The sequence below is a fragment of the Paenibacillus sp. R-74696 genome (assembly GCF_055814915.1).
This window is the reverse complement of the sequence record NZ_JBPULM010000025.1, coordinates 1-20228: the sequence shown is the minus strand read 5'-3', so window position 1 is coordinate 20228 and position 20228 is coordinate 1. Positions and strand designations below refer to the sequence as shown.

Annotated in this window: 11 protein-coding genes; all 11 read left to right on the top strand. The window is 48.5% G+C overall.

The window, feature by feature from the left end:
- Positions 1–46 precede the first annotated feature (46 nt).
- Entirely contained in the window at positions 47–991 is a 945-nt protein-coding gene (locus tag ACSR9A_RS07605) for an ABC transporter permease (protein ID WP_473756489.1), read from the top strand.
- Positions 992–1006: 15 nt separating this feature from the next.
- A complete protein-coding gene (locus ACSR9A_RS07600) occupies positions 1007–1879 on the top strand; it encodes a carbohydrate ABC transporter permease (RefSeq protein WP_473756488.1) in 873 nt (290 codons plus the stop codon).
- 77 nt (positions 1880–1956) lie between these two features.
- Positions 1957–3636, top strand: a complete 1680-nt coding sequence (locus ACSR9A_RS07595; protein ID WP_473756487.1) for an ABC transporter substrate-binding protein — start codon at positions 1957–1959, stop codon at positions 3634–3636.
- A 110-nt stretch (positions 3637–3746) separates the two neighbouring features.
- On the top strand, positions 3747–7199 hold the full coding sequence (locus tag ACSR9A_RS07590) for a glycoside hydrolase family 2 TIM barrel-domain containing protein (RefSeq protein WP_473756486.1): 3453 nt from the start codon (positions 3747–3749) through the stop codon (positions 7197–7199).
- A 144-nt stretch (positions 7200–7343) separates the two neighbouring features.
- Positions 7344–8051 (top strand): DNA alkylation repair protein, encoded by a 708-nt coding sequence (locus ACSR9A_RS07585; RefSeq protein WP_473756485.1) that lies wholly within the window; start codon positions 7344–7346, stop codon positions 8049–8051.
- Positions 8052–8138: 87 nt separating this feature from the next.
- Entirely contained in the window at positions 8139–8717 is a 579-nt protein-coding gene (locus ACSR9A_RS07580; RefSeq protein ID WP_473756484.1) for a DUF4256 domain-containing protein, read from the top strand.
- Between the two features lie 231 nt (positions 8718–8948).
- Positions 8949–9518 (top strand): SF0329 family protein, encoded by a 570-nt coding sequence (locus ACSR9A_RS07575; RefSeq protein WP_473756483.1) that lies wholly within the window; start codon positions 8949–8951, stop codon positions 9516–9518.
- 131 nt (positions 9519–9649) lie between these two features.
- Positions 9650–10798, top strand: coding sequence for a response regulator (locus ACSR9A_RS07570; RefSeq protein ID WP_473756482.1), 1149 nt, complete (start codon positions 9650–9652; stop codon positions 10796–10798).
- Positions 10795–13848 carry a sensor histidine kinase gene (locus tag ACSR9A_RS07565; protein WP_473756481.1) on the top strand — a complete coding sequence of 1018 codons (3054 nt, stop codon included), beginning with the start codon at positions 10795–10797 and terminating at the stop codon, positions 13846–13848. The genes ACSR9A_RS07570 and ACSR9A_RS07565 overlap by 4 nt, the downstream gene beginning before the upstream one ends.
- Positions 13849–14041: 193 nt before the next feature.
- Entirely contained in the window at positions 14042–18850 is a 4809-nt protein-coding gene (locus ACSR9A_RS07560; RefSeq protein WP_473756480.1) for an Ig-like domain-containing protein, read from the top strand.
- Positions 18851–18967: 117 nt separating this feature from the next.
- On the top strand, positions 18968–20228 hold a 1261-nt coding region (locus ACSR9A_RS07555), incomplete at its 3' end, for a discoidin domain-containing protein (RefSeq protein WP_473756479.1).

Below are 20228 nucleotides of genomic sequence, written 5' to 3'. Positions count from 1 at the left end.
GGATGGACGATCAGCATCAAGCTGTATAAATTCTCATAAGGAAGTGATGACGCTAGTGGCAGCTCATGCACGAGCCAAGGCTGTAGATACAACTCCGCTTTGGAAACATGTGAAAAAGGAATGGAAGCTGTATTCGTTCCTGATTATACCGGTGATATACTTCCTCATTTTCAAGTATGCGCCGATGCTTGGGAACATTATTGCTTTCCGAAAGTATAGGGGCGGGCCGAATATTTTGGGCTCGGAATGGGTGGGCTTCACTTATTTCGAAATGTTTATGAAGGACCCGACGTTCTGGAGAGCCTTCTTCAATGACCTGAACCTCAGCGTAAGTTATCTGCTCGTCAAATTTCCGATTACGTTAATATTCGCGCTGCTGCTGAACGAATTGCGGAGGGTGAAGTGGAAGAAGTTTGTGCAGACGGTATCTTATCTTCCGCATTTCATATCCATGGTCATCGTGGCGGGGATGGTGAAGGAGATTGTTTCCTTAACGGGACCAATCAACAGTGTGCTCGCTTCAATCGGCTTGGATAAAATTTCCTTCATCTCCTTGCCCGAATGGTTTCCGGTGATCTATGTCACCTCCGGCGTCTGGCAGAGCTTAGGCTGGGGAACAATTCTGTATTTGGCGGCAATGACCGGCATCAATCCAGCACTTTACGAAGCGGCGAAAATCGATGGAGCGAGCCGTTTAAGGCTCGCCATGCACGTCACGATTCCGGGCATTTTGCCGACAATCATGGTGCTCTTGATTTTGGATATCGGCAGCATTCTGGGCTCGAATTTCGAGAAAATCCTGCTTTTGTACAATCCGCTTACCTATGAAACGGCGGACGTCATCTCGACCTATGTTTACCGCATGGGGATCACCGGCGGCAACTTTAGCTATGCGACGGCGGTAGGGCTGTTCGAAGGCATCATTGGTTTAATTCTAGTGACGACCGCAAACGCAGTATCGAAGCGGACGACGAAATCCAGCTTGTGGTAGAAAGGAGCCGTTCAAGTGAAACGAACCTCGGCCTTTAGCACCTTTAACCTCTTAAACGGACTGTTTATGATTCTGGTTGTTATTTTTACCCTATATCCCTTCGTCTATCTCGTGGCCCAGTCCTTCAGCTCGGAGGCCGCTATTTATGCGGGCAAGGTGACGATCCTTCCGGTGGAATTTACGACCAAAACCTATGAGGTCATCTTGAGCAAGCCTGACTTCTTCCGTTATTACTGGAACACAATTGTTTATTCGGTCATTGGCACGTTTATCGCGGTGGCTGCGACGGCTGTTATGTCCTATCCGCTCTCCAAAGAAAAGCTGCGCCTCAATAAATTTTTTATACCGTTCGTGCTGTTTACAATGTATTTTGGCGGCGGCCTTATCCCTAACTACATTCTGATTGCGAAAACCTTGGAAATGAGAGATACAATCTGGGCGATCGTCATTCCGGGGGCGATCAGCGCCTTCAATGTTATTTTGATGAAGACGTTTTTCGCTGGGATACCGAACGAATTGGAAGAAGCGGGGCGCGTCGATGGCTTAGGCGTGTTTGGCATTTTCACAAGAATTATTCTTCCCTTATCCAAGCCGATTCTCGTTACGATTATGCTGTTCGTTATCGTTGGCATGTGGAACAACTGGTTCGGACCATCGCTCTATTTGCAGTCGAAGGAAAAATGGCCGATTGCCTTGTATTTGAAGCAAATTATCGACAACGCGGTCAGTCCGGCTGAAATCGGGGCTACGTCCGAGCAGACGAGCCAAATTGCCGCAAGCGTCAAATCGACAGCTATGGTCCTGACGTCGCTGCCTATTATTTGCATCTATCCTTTTGTGCAGCGGTATTTTGTGCAGGGGATGATGATCGGCGCTGTTAAAGGTTAAGCGATATAATAGGGAGCGCTTTTGACGTTTCCATTATATATAAACAAAGCTCGAACCAAAAAGGGGAGGCAAAAACGATGAAAATTGGTCAATCATTTGCAATGGGAACGCTGGCGCTGCTGCTCGTGTTTATGACGGCATGCACGTCTGGAAGCGAAGGGTCTTCGGGCGGCAATAACAAGCCCGCTGCATCAAACGCGGCAGGCACGAATGAGTCAGCAGCTGGCGCGGCTAAGGATTACACCTTTGGGGAAGACCAGACATTCCACTCCAATGATGCGGTATCCTACTCCATGATGTACAGCGATCATGAGAATTACCCTTATAAAAAGGACTGGAGACTGTGGAGCGCGATTCAGGAAAAAACGAATGTGACCTTCGATTTGTCGATTACAGCTAGAACCGAATATGAAAATCAGAAATCGTTGCTGGTGAATAGTGGGGATGCACCTTATATTATTCCTAAGACCTATGATGAATCCGCTTTCGTGGCAACGGGCCAAATTGTGCCTGTCAGCGATTGGGTGCAATACATGCCGAACTATATGAAGGTCATGAAAGATTGGGGCATGGAAGAGGATCTGAAGGCCAAGCTGAAGGAGGACGGAAAATATTACGTCCTTCCGGGCATGTGGGAGATCGCTGGCGGCGGTTATTCCTATATTATACGTAAAGATATTTTTGAAGCGGCGGGCGTGGACGTCGAGGGCGAGCAAGGGAATTGGACGTACGAGGATTTCTATGCAGCGATGAAAAAGGTGAAGGAGCATACGGGGGCAAAATACGTCATCTCCGATCAATTCAAGGGTGAATCGGCTTTGAACATTGCTGGTGTGCAATATGGCGTCACCGGAGGCTGGGGCTTGTCTAACGGCTTGGTATATGACCATGATAAGCAGCAGTTCGCATTTGCCGATGACTCGGATGACTTCAAAAGCTATCTGGGTTACTTCAATAAGCTGGTTTCTGAAGGCATTATGGACCCTGAAACCTTTACACAAGAAGATGATGTGGCAAAAGCGAAATTTTTCAAGGGCGACACCTATGTGATAAGCGGTATTTATCAGGTATTGGCTGATTTCAAGAGCAAAATGCAAGATCCGAGCAGTGAATTATATATGATTACCCAGCCCGGCGGGCCAAAAGGACAGCAACAGGTCGAGACCTCCCGCTTGGAGAACGGCATTATGATCAGCCAGAACGCGCTTGATGATTTGGGCGAGGAAGGTTTTATTAAAATGCTTCGTTTCGTAGATTGGTTCTGGTATTCCAATGAAGGTCAAATGCTCAGCCTGTGGGGCGTAGAAGGCGAGACATATACGCTTGATGCGGAAGGAAATGTCGTGCTTAATCCAGAAATTTATTACAACGGAATGAATGAAGGCGCGGCAAAACAGCTGAACGCCGATTACGGCTTTGCCGGAGGGATGTTCGCTTACGGCGGCTCTGAGAAGCTGAGAATGTCCAAGATGACCGAAGGGGAGCGGGACTTCGTAAGCCGCGTCCAAGCGACACGGGAGGTGCGCAAGCTGGCACCGCCAATCATGTCCACGACGGAGGAAAATGAACAGATGAAATTGATCTCGACGCCGCTTATGGATTACGTCAAGACGATGACCTTGAAGTTTATTATCGGCCAAGAAAGCTTCGACAAGTGGGACAGCTACAAGGCTCAGGTTGCAGCGAACGGCAGCACGCGTTATACGGATATGGCAAATGATATTTTTCAGAAGACGAAAAGCGTATTAGGCTATTAATTTCTAAAAGCAAAGGGCTCGGTGTGCAGTCTTCCTCAGGAGGCTGCACCTAGCCCTTTTAAACGATTAGCCAGTCTCTCTCAAAACCTATGAAAGTGAGCTGTTTGACTATGAATACGAAAGTGCTTTTCAACGATGGATGGGCATTTGCCAAAAGCGGTCTGGACGTTGTGTACCATGCCGGACTCCACTTCGAACCGGTTGATCTTCCTCATGATTGGTTGATTTATAATACGTTGGCGCTTTACGAGAATAGTATTGGCTGGTATCGCAAAACATTTATAAGGTCGCGGAGTGATCGGGAGCTCCTGCTCTGCTTTGACGGCGTGTACATGGATTCTAGCGTATATGTAAACGGACAGTTGATGGGCGAATGGAAAAATGGCTATGCGTCCTTCGAGCACGAAATAACGGATGCGATTATCGAGGGTGAAAATGAAATCGTCGTAAAAGTGGTGCACGAGAGCCCGAACAGCCGCTGGTATTCAGGAGCAGGCATCTACCGCAACGTCTGGCTCAAGGAGCGGGATAAAAATCACATAGTCACCGGCGGGGTGTATGTTGCAACCAAGCAGCAAGATGGCGGCAGTTGGCTAGTGGAAATTGACACAGCCGTGCACATTGATGAAGATGTGCTTCTGTCGCATGATATCGTCTTCCAAGGACGGACAGTCGTGTCTACTTCGGAACGGGTAAAAGCAGGCGGCGGCCTGATTGCGAAAAGCAGTCAAACGTTAACCGTAGATGCTCCCTTCTTATGGAGCACGGATGAACCAAGCTTGTACCAAATCATTACGCGAATGCAGCGACAATTGTCGGAATCGGGCGGGGAAGATGGCTGCGAGGACGAAGCATTGGAGACGCTCACACATCCTCTAGGCTTCCGGAGCATCGTTCTTGATCCCCTGCTAGGACTTCAGGTGAATGGGGAAAAGCTAAAATTGAACGGGGTTTGCGAGCATCATGATTTTGGTGCTTTAGGGGCGGCGTTCAATATTTATGCGCTGCGGAGAAGATTTAAGCTGCTAAAGGAAATGGGCGTTAATGCGATTCGCACAGCGCATAATATGCCAGCTCCTGAGCTGATGGATTTGGCGGATGAGATGGGATTATTCGTCGTTACGGAGGCTTTCGATATGTGGGAGCGCTCCAAAACGGCTTACGATAACGCAAGATTTTTCAAGGAGTGGGCGTACGCGGATGTGAGAAGCTGGGTGCTCCGGGATCGCAATCATCCAAGCCTGCTCATGTGGAGCATCGGGAATGAAATTTACGATACGCATGCGGACGAGCGGGGGCAGGAAATCACCAGAATGCTCATGGATTACGTTTTGGAGTTCGATCCGAAGCAGAATGCCCGAGTTACGATTGGTTCGAATTATATGCCGTGGGAAAATGCGCAGAAATGCGCCGATATCGTGAAGGTTGCTGGCTACAATTACGCGGACAAATATTATTTCAAGCATCATGAGGAGTATCCGGATTGGATCATCTACGGCAGCGAGACCGCCTCGGTCGTCCAGAGCAGAGGCATTTATCATTTCCCCTTCGAAAAATCAATCCTTGCCGACGATGATGAGCAATGCTCGGCTCTTGGCAACAGCTCGACAAGCTGGGGAGCCAAGTCGGCGGAGGCTTGTATTTTGGCGGAGCGGGATACGCCGTTTTCGCTTGGCCAGTTTTTGTGGACGGGATTCGATTATATTGGAGAGCCGACGCCGTATCATACGAAAAATTCCTATTTCGGCCAACTCGATACGGCTACGTTCACGAAGGATTCCTATTACATTTACCAGGCTGCTTGGACGGATTATAAAACGAAGCCAATGGTTCACCTCTTCCCGTATTGGGATTTTAATGCTGGCCAAATAATCGATGTCAGGGTCTGCTCGAATGCGCCCAAGATTGAGCTGCAATTTAATGGAGATACGATTGGAGTTTGCGACATTGATCACGAGCATGGAACAGAGCTTGTTGGCTGGTGGAAGGTGCCTTATGCGGAAGGGGAACTGAAGGCCATCGCTTATGACGAGCATGGCAACATAATCGCAACCGATGTTCGAACATCGTTCGGGGATGCGACAAAGCTTCGCCTCGAGGCCGATAAAGCGGTGCTGACGGCGAACGGTACGGATTTGATTTTTGTGGAAATTGGCATGCTGGATAATCAGGGGCATTCGGTAGACAATGCGAACAATCGTGTTCACGTCGAGGTGACGGGTGCGGGTCGCTTGCTGGGGCTTGATAATGGTGACAGCACGGATTATGACCCGTATAAGGGAACAAGCAGAAGGCTGTTTAGCGGCAAGCTGATGGCGATTATTGGGGCGACTCTTGAGCCGGGGAAAATCCGAATCGAGGTATCCTCCGAGGGGATGGAGGCTGCGGCCGCGGAATTCGAGTCGCATACTGCGAGCGATATAAGCTTGGAAGGCATTTCAGCCAACACGAGCAATCAAGAGCTGGAATGCGTGACGGGGGAGGATGCAGAAACACCGCTTCGTAAAATCGAAATCATTAGCGATTCTGGGCAAGTTATTGATGAATCGACCAAAGTCATTATTGTTCGAGCTAAGCTATGGCCGGAAAATACCTCGTATCGAGAGGTGGAGTGGCGTGCCGTAACGGACGAAGGGATCGATTCGAACATTGCTAAGGTCGAAGCAAATGGGCTTGAGGCGAGGATATTCGCTATCGGCGACGGCGCTTTTCGCTTGCGCTGTACGAGTAAGAACGGCACGGATAAGACGAAGCTGATTTCCCAGCTGGAGTTTAAGGCAACAGGTCTCGGAACCGCCTACAAGGACCCGTATAGCTTCATCTCGGCGGGGCTTTACGATTACAGCAAAGGCGATGTTGGGAATGGCAACGAAAGAGGGGTAGCAACGAGCCGAGATGGTGAAACGAAAGTAGGCTTTCAAGATATCGACTTTGGCCCCTATGGCTCTGATACCATTACGCTACCAATCTTCGCCTTGTCCAGCGAGGAGTACTCGCTGCAAATTTGGGAAGGGATGCCCGGTGTTGAGGGAAGCAGCTTAGTTGCCGACGTCATCTATCAGAAGCCGTCCAAGTGGAACGTCTATCAAGAGGAAACGTATCGCCTGACCAAGAGACTTCGCGGCATTACGTCGCTTTGCTTCGTGCTTCGCCAGAAGGTGCATATTAAAGGATTTTCTTTCGAGCGTCAGAACCGAGCTTTTGAGAAAAATGCCGCCGCCTCCTGCGATTGCGTTTATGGAGATGCCTTTACCTTCGCAGCTGAGTGTGTGGAAGGCATCGGCAATAATGTGTCGCTGGAATTCGCGCATATGGATTTTGCGGGTGATGGCGCTACGAAGCTAGTCATAAATGGAAGCTCGCCAATTGATAAAAATACGATCCATATTCGTTTTGCTGGCGAGGGCGGCGAAAGCAATCAGCTTGTAGAATTCGAGCAATCGAATGGATACGAAGAACGGGTATTTGCATTGGAGCAAATAACAGGGCTGCAGAAGGTGACCTTTATTTTCTTGCCAGGCAGTCATTTTGACTTTGGCTGGTTCCGTTTCATGCAGGAGTAAAGCAAATATTTAGGCGGAAGGTTTGCTGATTTTTCACTCTGGGAAATCTATAATAAGGGGAGTACGAATAACGCTTCATTTTCAGTTATCGGACAAGCTCTTTACAATATGGACGATTGATTGCCAGAGAAGGTAGGGATTCGGATGAAGGTCGAAGAGGTTATGCAGGAGCTTGAAGCGCTTGGCAAGGAGCGTACGAAAAAAATATATGTATCCAATGGCGCTCATGAGCCCTTGTTTGGTGTGGCGACAGGCGTGATGAAGCCGATTGCCCGGAAAACGAAAAAAGATCAACCGCTGGCTGAGCAGCTTTATGCGACCGGAAATTATGACGCGATGTATTTTGCCGGCGTTATTGCGGAGCCTGAGGCGATGTCGGAGGCTGACTTTGACCGCTGGATAGAAGCTGCCTATTTCTTCATGCTGTCTGATTACGTCGTAGCGGTAACGCTAGCAGAAACGGATATTGCGCAGCAGGTAGCTGATAAATGGATTGCAAGCGGCGAGGAGCTGCGTATGTCCGCAGGTTGGAGCTGTTATTGCTGGCTGCTTGGCAGCCGTAAGGACAGTGAGTTTTCCGAGAGCAAGCTGGCCGGGATGCTGGATAAGGTCCGTGATACGATTCACGATGCTCCTGAACGCGCCAAATACGCAATGAATAATTTCGTCTATACCACAGCCGTATCCTATGTGCCGCTGCATGACAAGGCAGTCGAAACCGCCGCGGCGATTGGCCCGGTGGAGGTGGCGGACGCGAAGGCAGGGAGCAAGCAGCTTAGCGCATCGGGCAATATTCAGAAGGATGTCGATAAAGGACGAATCGGCTTTAAACGCAATTACGTAAGGTGCTGACATTGGCTCTTATTCAGGATGATAGTGCAGCCTTGGTAATGCTGGATCATGAAGGGCGACATCATAATATGGAAGGGAGAAATAAAGATGACAACGAATTCAAACAGCGCTACAAAGGAACTATCAGCAGAACAGCTTGAGGCATTACTTAAAGCCTTGAAAGCCCGTTTTGATAAAAATACAGATCGGCATAAGGAGCTTGAATGGGCTAGCGTACAAGCGAAGCTTGAAGCTCAAGCCGAGAAGCTATGGTCGCTTCATGAGATGGAGAGAACCGGCGGTGAACCGGATGTTGTTGGTTATGACAATGAGTCGGGCGAATTTATTTTTTATGATTGCTCGGCGGAAAGTCCTAAAGGTCGCAGAAGCATTTGCTACGACCGTGAAGCGCTAGAGTCACGGAAAGAGCATAAGCCGCAAACTAGTGCGGTAGAAATGGCGGAGTCCATGGGTATTGAGCTTTTGACAGAAGAACAATATCGGGAGCTGCAGGAGCTTGGGAAATTCGATTTAAAAACGTCCAGTTGGGTGAAAACACCCGCTAATATTAGAGAGCTCGGCGGTGCTATTTTTTGTGATCGTCGCTATAACACGATTTTCTTGTATCACAATGGAGCAGAATCCTATTATGGCGCTAGAGGGTTCCGGGGTTGGTTAAGGGTCTAGCCTTTCAGGTGGAGGCCGATTGATTTTTTACATTTTTGAAGTGAGAAGAACACCTGTACTCTATGGGCTGTTCTTCTTTTAATTTGTAGGGAAGTACGATTATATACTCGCTTACAAAACTCTGAGGTTTTTTCATTTGAACATAGAGGATTGAGGATTGGTTATTGTATGATAGATGATAGTGAGACTGCCTCAAGAGTTAGTTATTAATAGAGAACATAGGAGGAATACATGTCCTGGAGCAAAATGAAACAAAATCTGGAGAGCTTTCTTAGTCCTACGTTACATGGAAGGGTCGAATACCGTGCAACCAGCTACCGATATTTAATTGATAAAGCCGGGCTTTGTTATATTGCAGTAGATAAAAAGAACGTGCTCAATATGAGTGATACCACTAACTCAATCAGATGGTATCAGACGGAGCTGGAAATTAAGAATGATTCAAGCATCCAAATTCCTATCAGCCATGAAGAAATGGAAGCCATCAGAAAAGAGACCAAGGGGTTAGTTCCGGAGGATCGTCTAATCGTAATTGCCCGAAGCAGAAAAATATCTGAACATGCAAAGGAGCTTTTGGCGGCACAGTCATCCTTAAGTAAATCAAATTTTATCACCGTAGCGACTAAGTTTTTATCCATTTCTATTGAGGAAAGCATGGAGAGCCATGATATCTTATTGAATATACTAGCTTTGGTGGACAGGCGCGTTGGGAAAAAGCGGATTTTAAATATGAGCGAGAAGATGAAGCTAAAGCATCCCATTGTGCAGTATTTTTATGAACTACGGCTTAGTACATTTTGAAAATAAAAGCCTAGATGTAATCAGATTTTTGTGGAATATAAGAATTTATAAGTTTCCCCCTTACATATTTGAATTTGTGTTCTCCATACAGAAAAGGATACCTGCAAAAAAGTTGAAGGAGACAACAACGGATGATTCGTGTAATGCTCATTGATGATGAGGAAGATGCGCTGGATTTGTTGGAAATTTTGCTCGGGCAAATGGGAGATGTTCAAGTCGTAGGAAGATATATCAATCCGCTCCAAGCGATTGAGGTTTTAGGCCATTCCCTCGTAGATGCCGTGTTTCTAGATAACCAAATGCCGGGAATGAAAGGCACGGAGGCTGCCAGAATAATTAGAAGCAGATTTCCACAAATGCCGATTGTATTCACAACAGCCTATGCGGAATATGCGGTCGAAGCGTTTGAAATTCAGTCCATCGACTACCTGCTGAAGCCATTTACGATAGATAGATTGCAGAACACGGTTTCGCGCATTAAACAATCCTTATCTGAGTCCGTTATTCTTTCACGCCTAGTAGCAGATATCGCCCCTGTCGTCCAATGCTTGGGTGGCTTTCAGCTTGTATTGCCGGGCGACATGAGTAAGGGGCTGACATGGAAAACGAAGAAGGAAAAGGAGCTTTGCGCGTTTTTGATCCATTATGCCGGAAAGTCTGTGAATACCGCCTCCATCATTGAGGCGCTATGGCCGGGCTATGATCTGAACAAGGCGAAGACCTATTTGTATACATGTCTGTCCTATTTAAGAAAAAGCCTGTCTGAACATCATATTCCGATTCATATTACGAAAGCGAATCAAGGATTCAGTGCTGTATGGGATGGGGTGGCGGTCGATGTCATCGAATTTGAGCAGTTGCTCAGCAGCACATTGGCCGAAGTGGAAATGGATGAAGCGTCTTATCATAAAATAAACCAGATGTACAAAGGCGAATATATGGAAGCCTGTGATTTCGGATGGGCCACTGCTAGACAGTTAGGGATTAAAGCCTCGTATGTCCGTGTGCTTCGCAAAGGATACATGCATTTTCAAAGTAAGGGCAATCTTTCACTTGCGTTGGACAGCCTGCAAAGGCTGTTGTCGCTGGCCCCAGATGCGGAGATTGACGGACGCGAGTTGATTAAGCTGCATTTGAAGATAGGCAATCGAAATGAGGCGTACCGTGTTTGTCTACAGCTGCAGCAAGCGGTTCGCTTGCATTTGGGAGCAGAGCTAGAGGCAGAGACCTTGCGGCTGATTGAAGAAACGACGGACCAAATAGAGCGGCATGCCCGATGAGAAAAGAAGTTGCGGCGGCGCTCATTACCTTATCTCTGTTAATTGCAACCTACGTCATGCTGTTGACTTATTCAACGATCCAGCTGAAGCCTATGCCAACAGCAGTAAATGGGGTTATGGACTTGACCGCATGGAGCTTCGAGGAGGATGGAGCCGTTCGGCTGGACGGGCAGTGGGAGTTTTATCCGAAGCAATTGCTCACCCATCAGTCGGCTCTTTCTTCTACCGCTACGGGGGGGTTGTCACCGGCGCTCATTCAGGTTCCTGGATCATGGTCAAAGCAGATGGATACCCTTGGCATGGCGACCTATCGCTTGCAGCTTCAGATGGGCGATGCAGGTGCAGTCTACGGCTTGAAAACAGCGTCGATCCTGATTTCCAATCGGCTCATTGTTAACGGCGAAGTCGTCGGATCAAGCGGAAATCCCGCTGAGCAAGAGCAATACAAAGCACTTAATAAACCATATGTGAGCTATTTCACCCTGCAGCCAGGGTGGAATGAAATTCTGGTTCAGGTAGCCAACTATGAATTTCGGGTTGGCAGCGGGATCGGTGAATCCCTTCTCTTAGGCAAGGCTGAGCAAATTGCCGGAGTTCGCGATCAGGCGACCGCTCATGATTGGGTTTCGTTAACAGCCTTCCTGATCATAGGATTGTATTTTATTGGAATGTTTTCCCAGAGAAGAAGTGATTGGTCACTTGCAGTATTTGGCGCAGTGTGCCTATGTATCGCTATATTTACAAGTATCAGCGGCGAAAGAGTGTTATTCAATGCGGTTGGCCCATTGCCGTTCTGGCTTTATTTCCGTATTCAAATGGTCGCGTCAGTTGGTGGTAGTCTAGGATTTTTCCTATATATATATATTGCTTTCCGGCCCTACTGCTTTAAATGGCTCAATCGAAGCGGTCTGGTTCTCGGGGTGATCCTTGCCTTGCTTAATATGGGCTTCGCCTCCCAGCTTTCAACAGGACCTTTTCGCCAATTGACGTCGCTTTATGTTACGATCTCGTTTCTGTACGCCACGTATGTATTCGTATATACGGCACTACACAAAGTAGCGGGCAGCGGGTATTTAGCTGTAGCGGCAATGGCATTGAATGCGCTAGTGTTGAACCAGAATATGAATATTTATTTTGGCGTACCGATCTATGCGCTTCCCCCGATTGAGCCTTTTCTTGTTTTACTGATGCTCGCCTTGCTGATGTCGCTCCGTTTCTCGAACGCTTTCCATAAAATTGAGGAGCTGTCCGGGCAATTGCTGCAAGCGGACAAGCAAAAGGATGATTTTCTCGCTCGAACCTCGCATGAATTCAAGACACCGCTTCACGGTGTAATGAATATTTCCCAGTCCATGCTAAGCGATGACGTGCATCCGCCAACTGCGGAACAACGGGAAAAGCTTCAGTTGATTACCGACATTACAAGGAAGCTTTCGCAGCTCGTTTATGACATCTTGGACTTATCCAAGCTGAAGCAGGGTGAAATGAGAGTGGTTCCGGCACCAATCGACGTTCGTTCGGTAGCGGAGGTGCAAGTGCGCTTTTATTCCTATTTGTGCACGGAAAACCAGATTGGGCTCGTGAACCATGTGCCGGCGCAGCTGCCATCTGCTTTTGCCGATGAAATTCGCTTGAGTCAAATTATCGGAAATTTGCTGGATAATGCGATTAAGCATACAAAAAACGGGGAGATCATCATTACCGGAAGAGAGCAGGGAGGAAGGCTCGAAATTTCGGTGCAGGATACAGGAGAAGGCATTGAGCCGCAAGACCTTCCATTTATTTTTGAACCATTCAAATCACTTGAGGGAGCACAGCATCGCGGCTTTGGATTAGGGCTGCCTATTGCGAAGCAGCTGGTCGAGCTGCAACAAGGAACGATTGCGGTTGCTTCCACGCCGGGAGTCGGTTCGACCTTTACCTTCACTCTTCCGATTGCCGAGGAGCGGGGAGAAGCGTCATGGCCCTCATCCGATTCAAACCATCAGGCCATGCTCAAGGAACCTAATTATTCCTTCGCTACGCCGTACTATTCGAATCCGAGCGGGAAGCATACGGTACTAATTGTCGACGATCAGTATGTGAACTTAAAAGTTTTAATAGACGCACTTCAAGCACTCGACTATCAAGTGATCGCGGTCAAGAACGGCTATGAGGCGCTGGAGCAGCTGGATCAATCGGGTAGAATCGATCTCGTTATCCTTGATTTAATGATGCCGGGCATGTCTGGCTATGAAGTGTGCCAGGAGATTCGTAAACGATATTCGCTGCTGGAGCTGCCCGTTCTAATGGTTACGGCAGCTTATCAGCCGCAAGACAAGGTGGCAGCCTTCCAAGCGGGGGCGAACGATTATTTGCCGAAGCCGTTTGATCTCGAGGAGCTTAAGGCAAGAATCGGCAGCTTGCTCGCGCTGAAGGAATCGCTTGCCCGAGCAGTTAATCTGGAAGTGGCGTTTTTACAATCGCAGATCAAACCGCATTTTTTATACAATGTGCTGAATAGTATTGTTGCATCAAGCTATACGGATGTGGAGCGCGCGCGGAAGATGATTGTTGATTTGGCCGATTACTTGCGAGGCAGCTTTCGGTTCAGCAATGCGGAGGAACGCATAGGTTTTTCAGAAGAGTTTAGTCTCATTCGGACGTATGTGGAGATTGAACGAGCTCGCTTTAAAGAGCGTATTCGCTTCGAATATGTAATTGAGGAAGCTGCCTATAGCTTGCGAATGCCGCCGCTTTTGTTGCAGCCGCTTGTAGAAAATGCAATCCGTCATGGCATTGGCGATCGAATTGAAGGCGGCAAAGTGACAGTGAAGGTGGAAAAGCTGGATGGGAATTGGCACTTTGTTGTAGCCGATGATGGAGCAGGGATCGCGCCTGAACGATTGAAGAGGCTGCTTGAACGAGCCGATCCGGATGAGTCGCAGGGGGTCGGCTTGCGGAATATTAACAAGCGTTTGAAATATGAATACGGGATTTCGCTGGAAATAGAAAGCGAACTAGGGCACGGTACGAAAGTCACCATACGCATCCCTGCCTCGGGGGTTTAACAGGCGGCTTCCGCTTAACGCTATAGGTTCTCATAACAGGCTCACATCGTTTTACGATGAGGCCTGTTTTTTATGTAGAAAATTGTCGATTTTTAAGGTTTTTTTAAGGTGTCTTCCTGTATGCTGAACTAAATCATTTGGACTAGATGACATAATGATAATGCGGAGAGGAAGATGCGGTTTGGTCCCAGTAATGAGTAAGCGTAGAAATAACGATAAAATCCGAAAAACGATACATATCTTACTTGCCGTTATGCTTTTAATACCGCTTCTATCAAGCGGAGGTACGGCTTGGGCGGCAGCCGGCTGGACGCCGGTGGATGGTGGCGGTACGAATGGCTTGAACGTAAATGCTGCAAGAGAGGGAAACTACACTGCATTAGCTGTTTTCAACAACGAAGTATATGAAGCATGGCAGGAACCGAATGGAACGGCGAACCAAATACGTGTTAAGAAATATAACGGCACGAGCTGGACGAGCGTCGACGGTAACGGGGCAAATGGAGTAAACGTAGATCCTTCAAAAGCGGCGATTACCCCTGCTATGGCTGTTTTTGATGATGCATTATATATCGCGTGGGTTGAAAGAAACTCAGTGTCCAGCATCAATCAAATCAAGGTCAAGAAATATAATGGCGCCAGTTGGACGAGCGTTGATGGCGGCTCAAATGGGCTAAACATCAATGCCTCAAGTGGAGTATCATATCCTACATTGTTTGTACATGACAATAATCTGTATGCGGCGTGGAATGAGGTTAACGACAACAACGCAAATCAAATCCGGGTCAAGAAGTATGACGGCACTGCTTGGACAAGCGCTGACGGCGGCGGTTTGAACGGTTTGAACGTAAACACTTCAATGGGAGCGGCTAGCCCTAAAATGGCTGAATACGATGGTTCTTTATATTTGGCTTGGCAGGAAACCAACGGAAGCGCTGTACAAATTCGCGCCAAAAAATATGACGGGACGAATTGGACGTCGATTGATGGCGGGGGTACGACCGGTTTGAATGTAAATGGGGCAAAAACCGGAGCCACTCCCTCATTGGCTGTATTCAACAACGCCTTATATTTAGCGTGGGACGAAATAGCCGAAACGACAGATAATCAAATTCGAGTCAAGAAATACGACGGAAGCACTTGGACGAGTGTAGACGGCAATGGGATGTATGGTATAAACAAGCAGACTGATTACAGAGCAAACTATGTTGTGTTAACGGCACTCGATAACGCTTTATATGCAGTGTGGCAGGAATTCAATGGAACGGCTTTTCAAATTCGAGTCAAAAAGTATGACGGTACGAGTTGGACGAGCGCAGATGGAAATGGAGTCAATGGATTGAACGTAAGTGCCTCGAGAGCTGCACAATATCCTGCGGCAGCAGGGTTAAACAATGTTTTATATGTTGGGTGGCAGGAGACGAACGGATCGGTTGTTCAAATTCGGACGTCCAGTTATGTGCCACCTGTGCCTCCGACAATTAACAGCGTAACTGTGAGTCCAAGCACCGCAAGCGTTGTGCAAGGAGGAAGCAGACAGCTCACGGCCACGGTGGATGCAGCAGGTGGAGCAGCGACGACGGTGACTTGGACGAGCAGCGACTCGAGCAAGGTCACGGTAAACAGCGCGGGGAATGTAACCGTAGCAGCGGATGCAACGCCAGGCGATTACACAATCACGGCAACATCGACGGTAGATGGTAGCAAAAAAGGAACATCGACGATTACCGTCACGGCAGCGCCAGCCATCAACAGCGTAAGCGTGAGCCCAAGCACCGCAAGCGTTGAGCAAGGAGGAAGCAGACAGCTCACGGCTACGGTGGATGCAGCAGGTGGAGCGGCGACGACGGTGACTTGGACGAGCAGCGATGCGAGCAAGGTGACGGTGAACAGCACGGGGAATGTAACCGTAGCTGCGAATGCCGCGCCGGGTGATTACACAATCACGGCAACGTCGACAGTAAATAGCAGTAAAAAAGGAACGTCGACAATTACCGTAACGGCCGCACCAGCAGTTAACAGCGTAAGCGTGAGTCCGGGCAGCGCAAGCGTCGTACAGGGAGGAAGCGAGCAGCTCACAGCTACGGTGGATGTAGTAGGAGGAGCAGCAACGACGGTCACTTGGACAAGCAATGACTCGAGCAACAAGGTGGAAGTAGACAGTACGGGGAATGTAACCGTAGCAGCGGATGCAACGGCGGGTGATTACACAATCACGGCAACGTCAACGGTAGATAGCAGCAAAAAAGGAACGTCGACGATTACGGTCACGGCAGCGCCAGCCATCAATAGCGTAAGCGTGAGTCCGAATAGCTCTAGCGTTGAGCGGGGAGGAAGCAAGCAGCTAACAGCATCAGTAGATGCAGTTGGAGGAGCGGCGACGACGGTCATCTGGACAAGCGATGACGTGAACAGCAAGGTAGAAGTAGACAACACAGGGAATGTAACCGTCGCATTAGATGCCGCACTAGGCGATTACACGATCACGGCAACGTCAACGATAGATAACAGCAAAACAGGAACATCGACGATTACCGTCACAGTAGCGCAAGCCATCAACAGCATAACCGTGAGTCCAAGCACCGCAAGCGTCGTACAGGGAGGAAGCGAGCCGCTCACAGCTACGGTAGATGCAGTAGGAGGAGCGGCAACGACGGTCACTTGGACGAGCAACGACGGAAGCAACAAGGTGGAGGTAGACAGCACGGGGAAAGTAACCGTTGCGGCGGATGCCGCGCCTGGCGATTACACAATCACGGCAACGTCAACGGTAGATAATAGCAAAACAGGAACATCGACGATTACCGTCACTGCAGCAGCTTCCTATTCGATCGCTGCAATAACGGATCAAACGTTATCGGCACTTGTTCAGGGATACGAATCAGGTACCCAAGAGATAAAAACCATTCCGGTTATGAATACTGGAACTGGAAGTTTGTTAAACCTGTCGGCAGCGCTTAGTGGCACAAACGCCAACGATTTTGCAATATCCCAGCCAGATTCTACTTTAACAGGCAGCGCGTCAACAAGCTTTGACATTCATGCAAAGGACGATTTGCCAGCAGGCACCTACACGGCAACGATCACTGTATCTGCAGATCATATGGCACCTGTCTCATTTTTCGTTACGCAAGTCGTGAACTTGCCGAATGCTCCCGAAAATCCACAAAATCTTGTGGCTGTCGGCGGCGATCGTCAAGTTACGCTGAACTGGGGTGCAGTATCGGATGCGCTACAATATCGCATTTATATGGCAACAGATGCTAACCCAAATAACCTCGTTGAAGTAGCGATTGTCACATCACCTACTTACAACGCACAAAATCTGGTTAACGGCACCACTTATTACTTTGTAGTAAAATCAGAAAACGTAGGCGGCTTGAGCGGGGCGTCTAACCACACAAGCGCGACTTCATCAACCATCCCGGGAGTGCCAGCTAACGTATCCGCTGTGGCGGTCGACGGACAAGCTGTCGTAACCTTTACGGCTCCTACTGATAACGGGGGAAATGCGATTACAGGCTATGAAGTGACTGCTTCGCCTGGTAACATCAGCGTGATCGGAGGAGCAAGTCCGATTACGCTCACAGGCTTGACGAATGGAACAAGCTACACCTTTACGGTAAAAGCAATCAATGATACGGGTAGGAGTGCTGCTTCTGCGGAATCGAATGCAGTCATCCCGGCAGCATCCAATACGCCATCTCAGCCTTCCGTTCCATCCACATCGGGCACTACGAACACTGTGAACAACGGTGTGAATATTCTGGTTAACGGAAAAGTTGAGAATGCGGGTACGGCCACGGTTACAAAGCGAAACAATCAAACCGAAGTAACGGTGATTGTGGATCAGAAAAAACTGGATGAGAGACTTGCTGCGGAAGGGCAGCATGCGGTAGTCACGATTCCGATCGATCAAAAATCCGACATCTTTGTTGGAGAGCTGAACGGTCAAATGGTGAGAAACATGGAGGACAATGAGGCTGTCCTAGTGTTCAAAAACGAATATGCAACGTACACGCTTCCAGCAGGACAAATTAATATCGGTGCTATATCCAAGCAGGCTGGGGAATCAATAGCCTTGCAAGACATTAAAGTAAGGATTGAAATTGCCAATCCGACAACAAATACGTTGGAGATTGTGGAGAACGCAGCAGCCAAAGGCCAGTTCACGCTTGTCGGCCAGCCGCTGAGCTTTACGGTGAGAGCTGTATACGGAAATAAGATTATCGAAGTAACGAATTTTGACTCTTATGTGGAAAGAACGATTGTGCTTCCGAATGGCGTTGATCAGAGCAAAATTACGACTGGAGTAGTCGTTGAGCCGGATGGCTCCGTACGCCATGTACCAACTAAAATTCGAAATATTAACGGGAAATATGAGGCTCAAATCAATAGCTTGACCAACAGCGATTATGCGGTCATATGGCATCCGCTCGAATTTAACGATATGATGAATCATTGGGCGAAAAATGCCGTTAACGACATGGGGTCGCGGATGGTTGTAGGCGGAACGGGCAACGGGCTGTTCAGCCCTGACCTGGAGATTACCCGTGCCGAATTTGCAGCGATCATTGTACGCGGACTAGGACTCAAGCTGGAAAATGGAGCAACGCCATTCTCGGATGTGAAATCAACCGATTGGTTTAGCGGGGCGGTTAATACAGCTTATTCCATGCAGCTTATCAACGGCTTTGAAGATGGTGCGTTCCGACCGAATGACAAAATTACAAGAGAACAAGCAATGGTTATTCTAGCCAAAGCGATGGCGATAACCGGGCTGAAGGCTAAGCTGCTTGAGCAATCGACAGATGCAGCCCTTCGTCCGTTTGAAGATGCAGCGGAAGTGGCCACATGGGCACAAAGCAGCGTTGCGGACAATGTGCAGGCTGGCCTTGTATTTGGCAGAAATGGAGCTTTACTTGCGCCGAAGGGGAATATGACCCGAGCCGAGGTCGCAACTATCATCCAGCGATTGTTGCAAAAATCGGATCTGATTTAAGGTACGTACGATGGTATGAGAGGTCGGTTACTCTATTCATGAGTGGCCTCCTACTATCGTTCCCGTTATAATGGCACGCACGATAGTGTGCATCAAAACAACTAGGGAGGCACTTAAATGAATTCACTAAATGCTAAGCTCAAAAGATTCATCTCAACAACTTTAGCATTTTTACTCATATTTAACGCTTCGTTCTTTATGAATGGGCAAACGGTGCATGCAGAAACCGCGACGAACTTGGCATTGAACAAGTCGGTGACGGTAAGTGGCACTTTTAATACTTACGTGGGAAGTAACGCAGTAGATGGCAATAATACTACGTTCTGGTCTCAAAACAACACAACCACAGGGGGCTATATAACGATCGATTTAGGTACACATACGACATTTAATGCATGGGAAATGTATCGTGGTTGGTACATTTCAGGTATCGAATTGCAAGTCAGTTCGGATGGCATAAACTTTTCTAAAATTAACGACCCTAATGCTTCGGATACTATGACTCCAACCTCGTATTATAACTCGGGCATGAAGGCTTTTTCATCCCCAGTTACTGCGAGATATGTCAAGCTTGTTATTACCTCTAATTACGATAGCTATTTTAGAGTATATGAATTCAGCCTCTACAACCTGTCAGCACCTAGTGCTCCGTTGAACGTTAGTGCTGTAGGTGGCGTTAATCAGGCGAGGGTATCCTTTAATCCTCCAGCAAGCAACGGTGGTGCCGCGATTAAGAGCTACACGGTAACTTCCTCACCGGGCAACATTACTGCGTCGGGCACTACCAGTCCGATTACGGTGACAGGTCTACCCGCAGGAGACTACACGTTCTCGGTTCAAGCGGCGAATATAGCGGCAAAGAGCTCCAGTTCCGAGGATTCTAACTCCGTTACGGTAACCGCTCCGATGTCACCGGAAGCGACACCGTCGGCGGGAATCGACTACACGGCTGAGCAGTTGACGGGACTGGAGTCAGCTAGCGCCTACACCATTAACGGAACAGCGTTGACGGTGGACAGCAATGGTAAGGTGACGATCGACGGCAATTGGTTGGGCACAACCGTGAACGTCGTGAAGAAGGGCAATGGCACGACAAAGACCGACAGCGCGGCGCAGACGCTAAGCCTGCCGGCTCGCCCGTCGACACCGACCGCTGAAAAAACAGATGAGACATCCATTAACGGGAACGACGGAACGCTGACGAACGTGACGGCGGCGATGGAGTACAAGAAGGGGGCGGCTAGCAGCTGGACGGATGTAACCGGCACGAGTGTAACAGGACTGGCACCGGATACGTACTCCGTGCGCGTCAAAGCGACGTCATCGGCATTTGCGTCTGTTGCGCAGACGGTGACGATTGCGGCATTCATTGCGACGC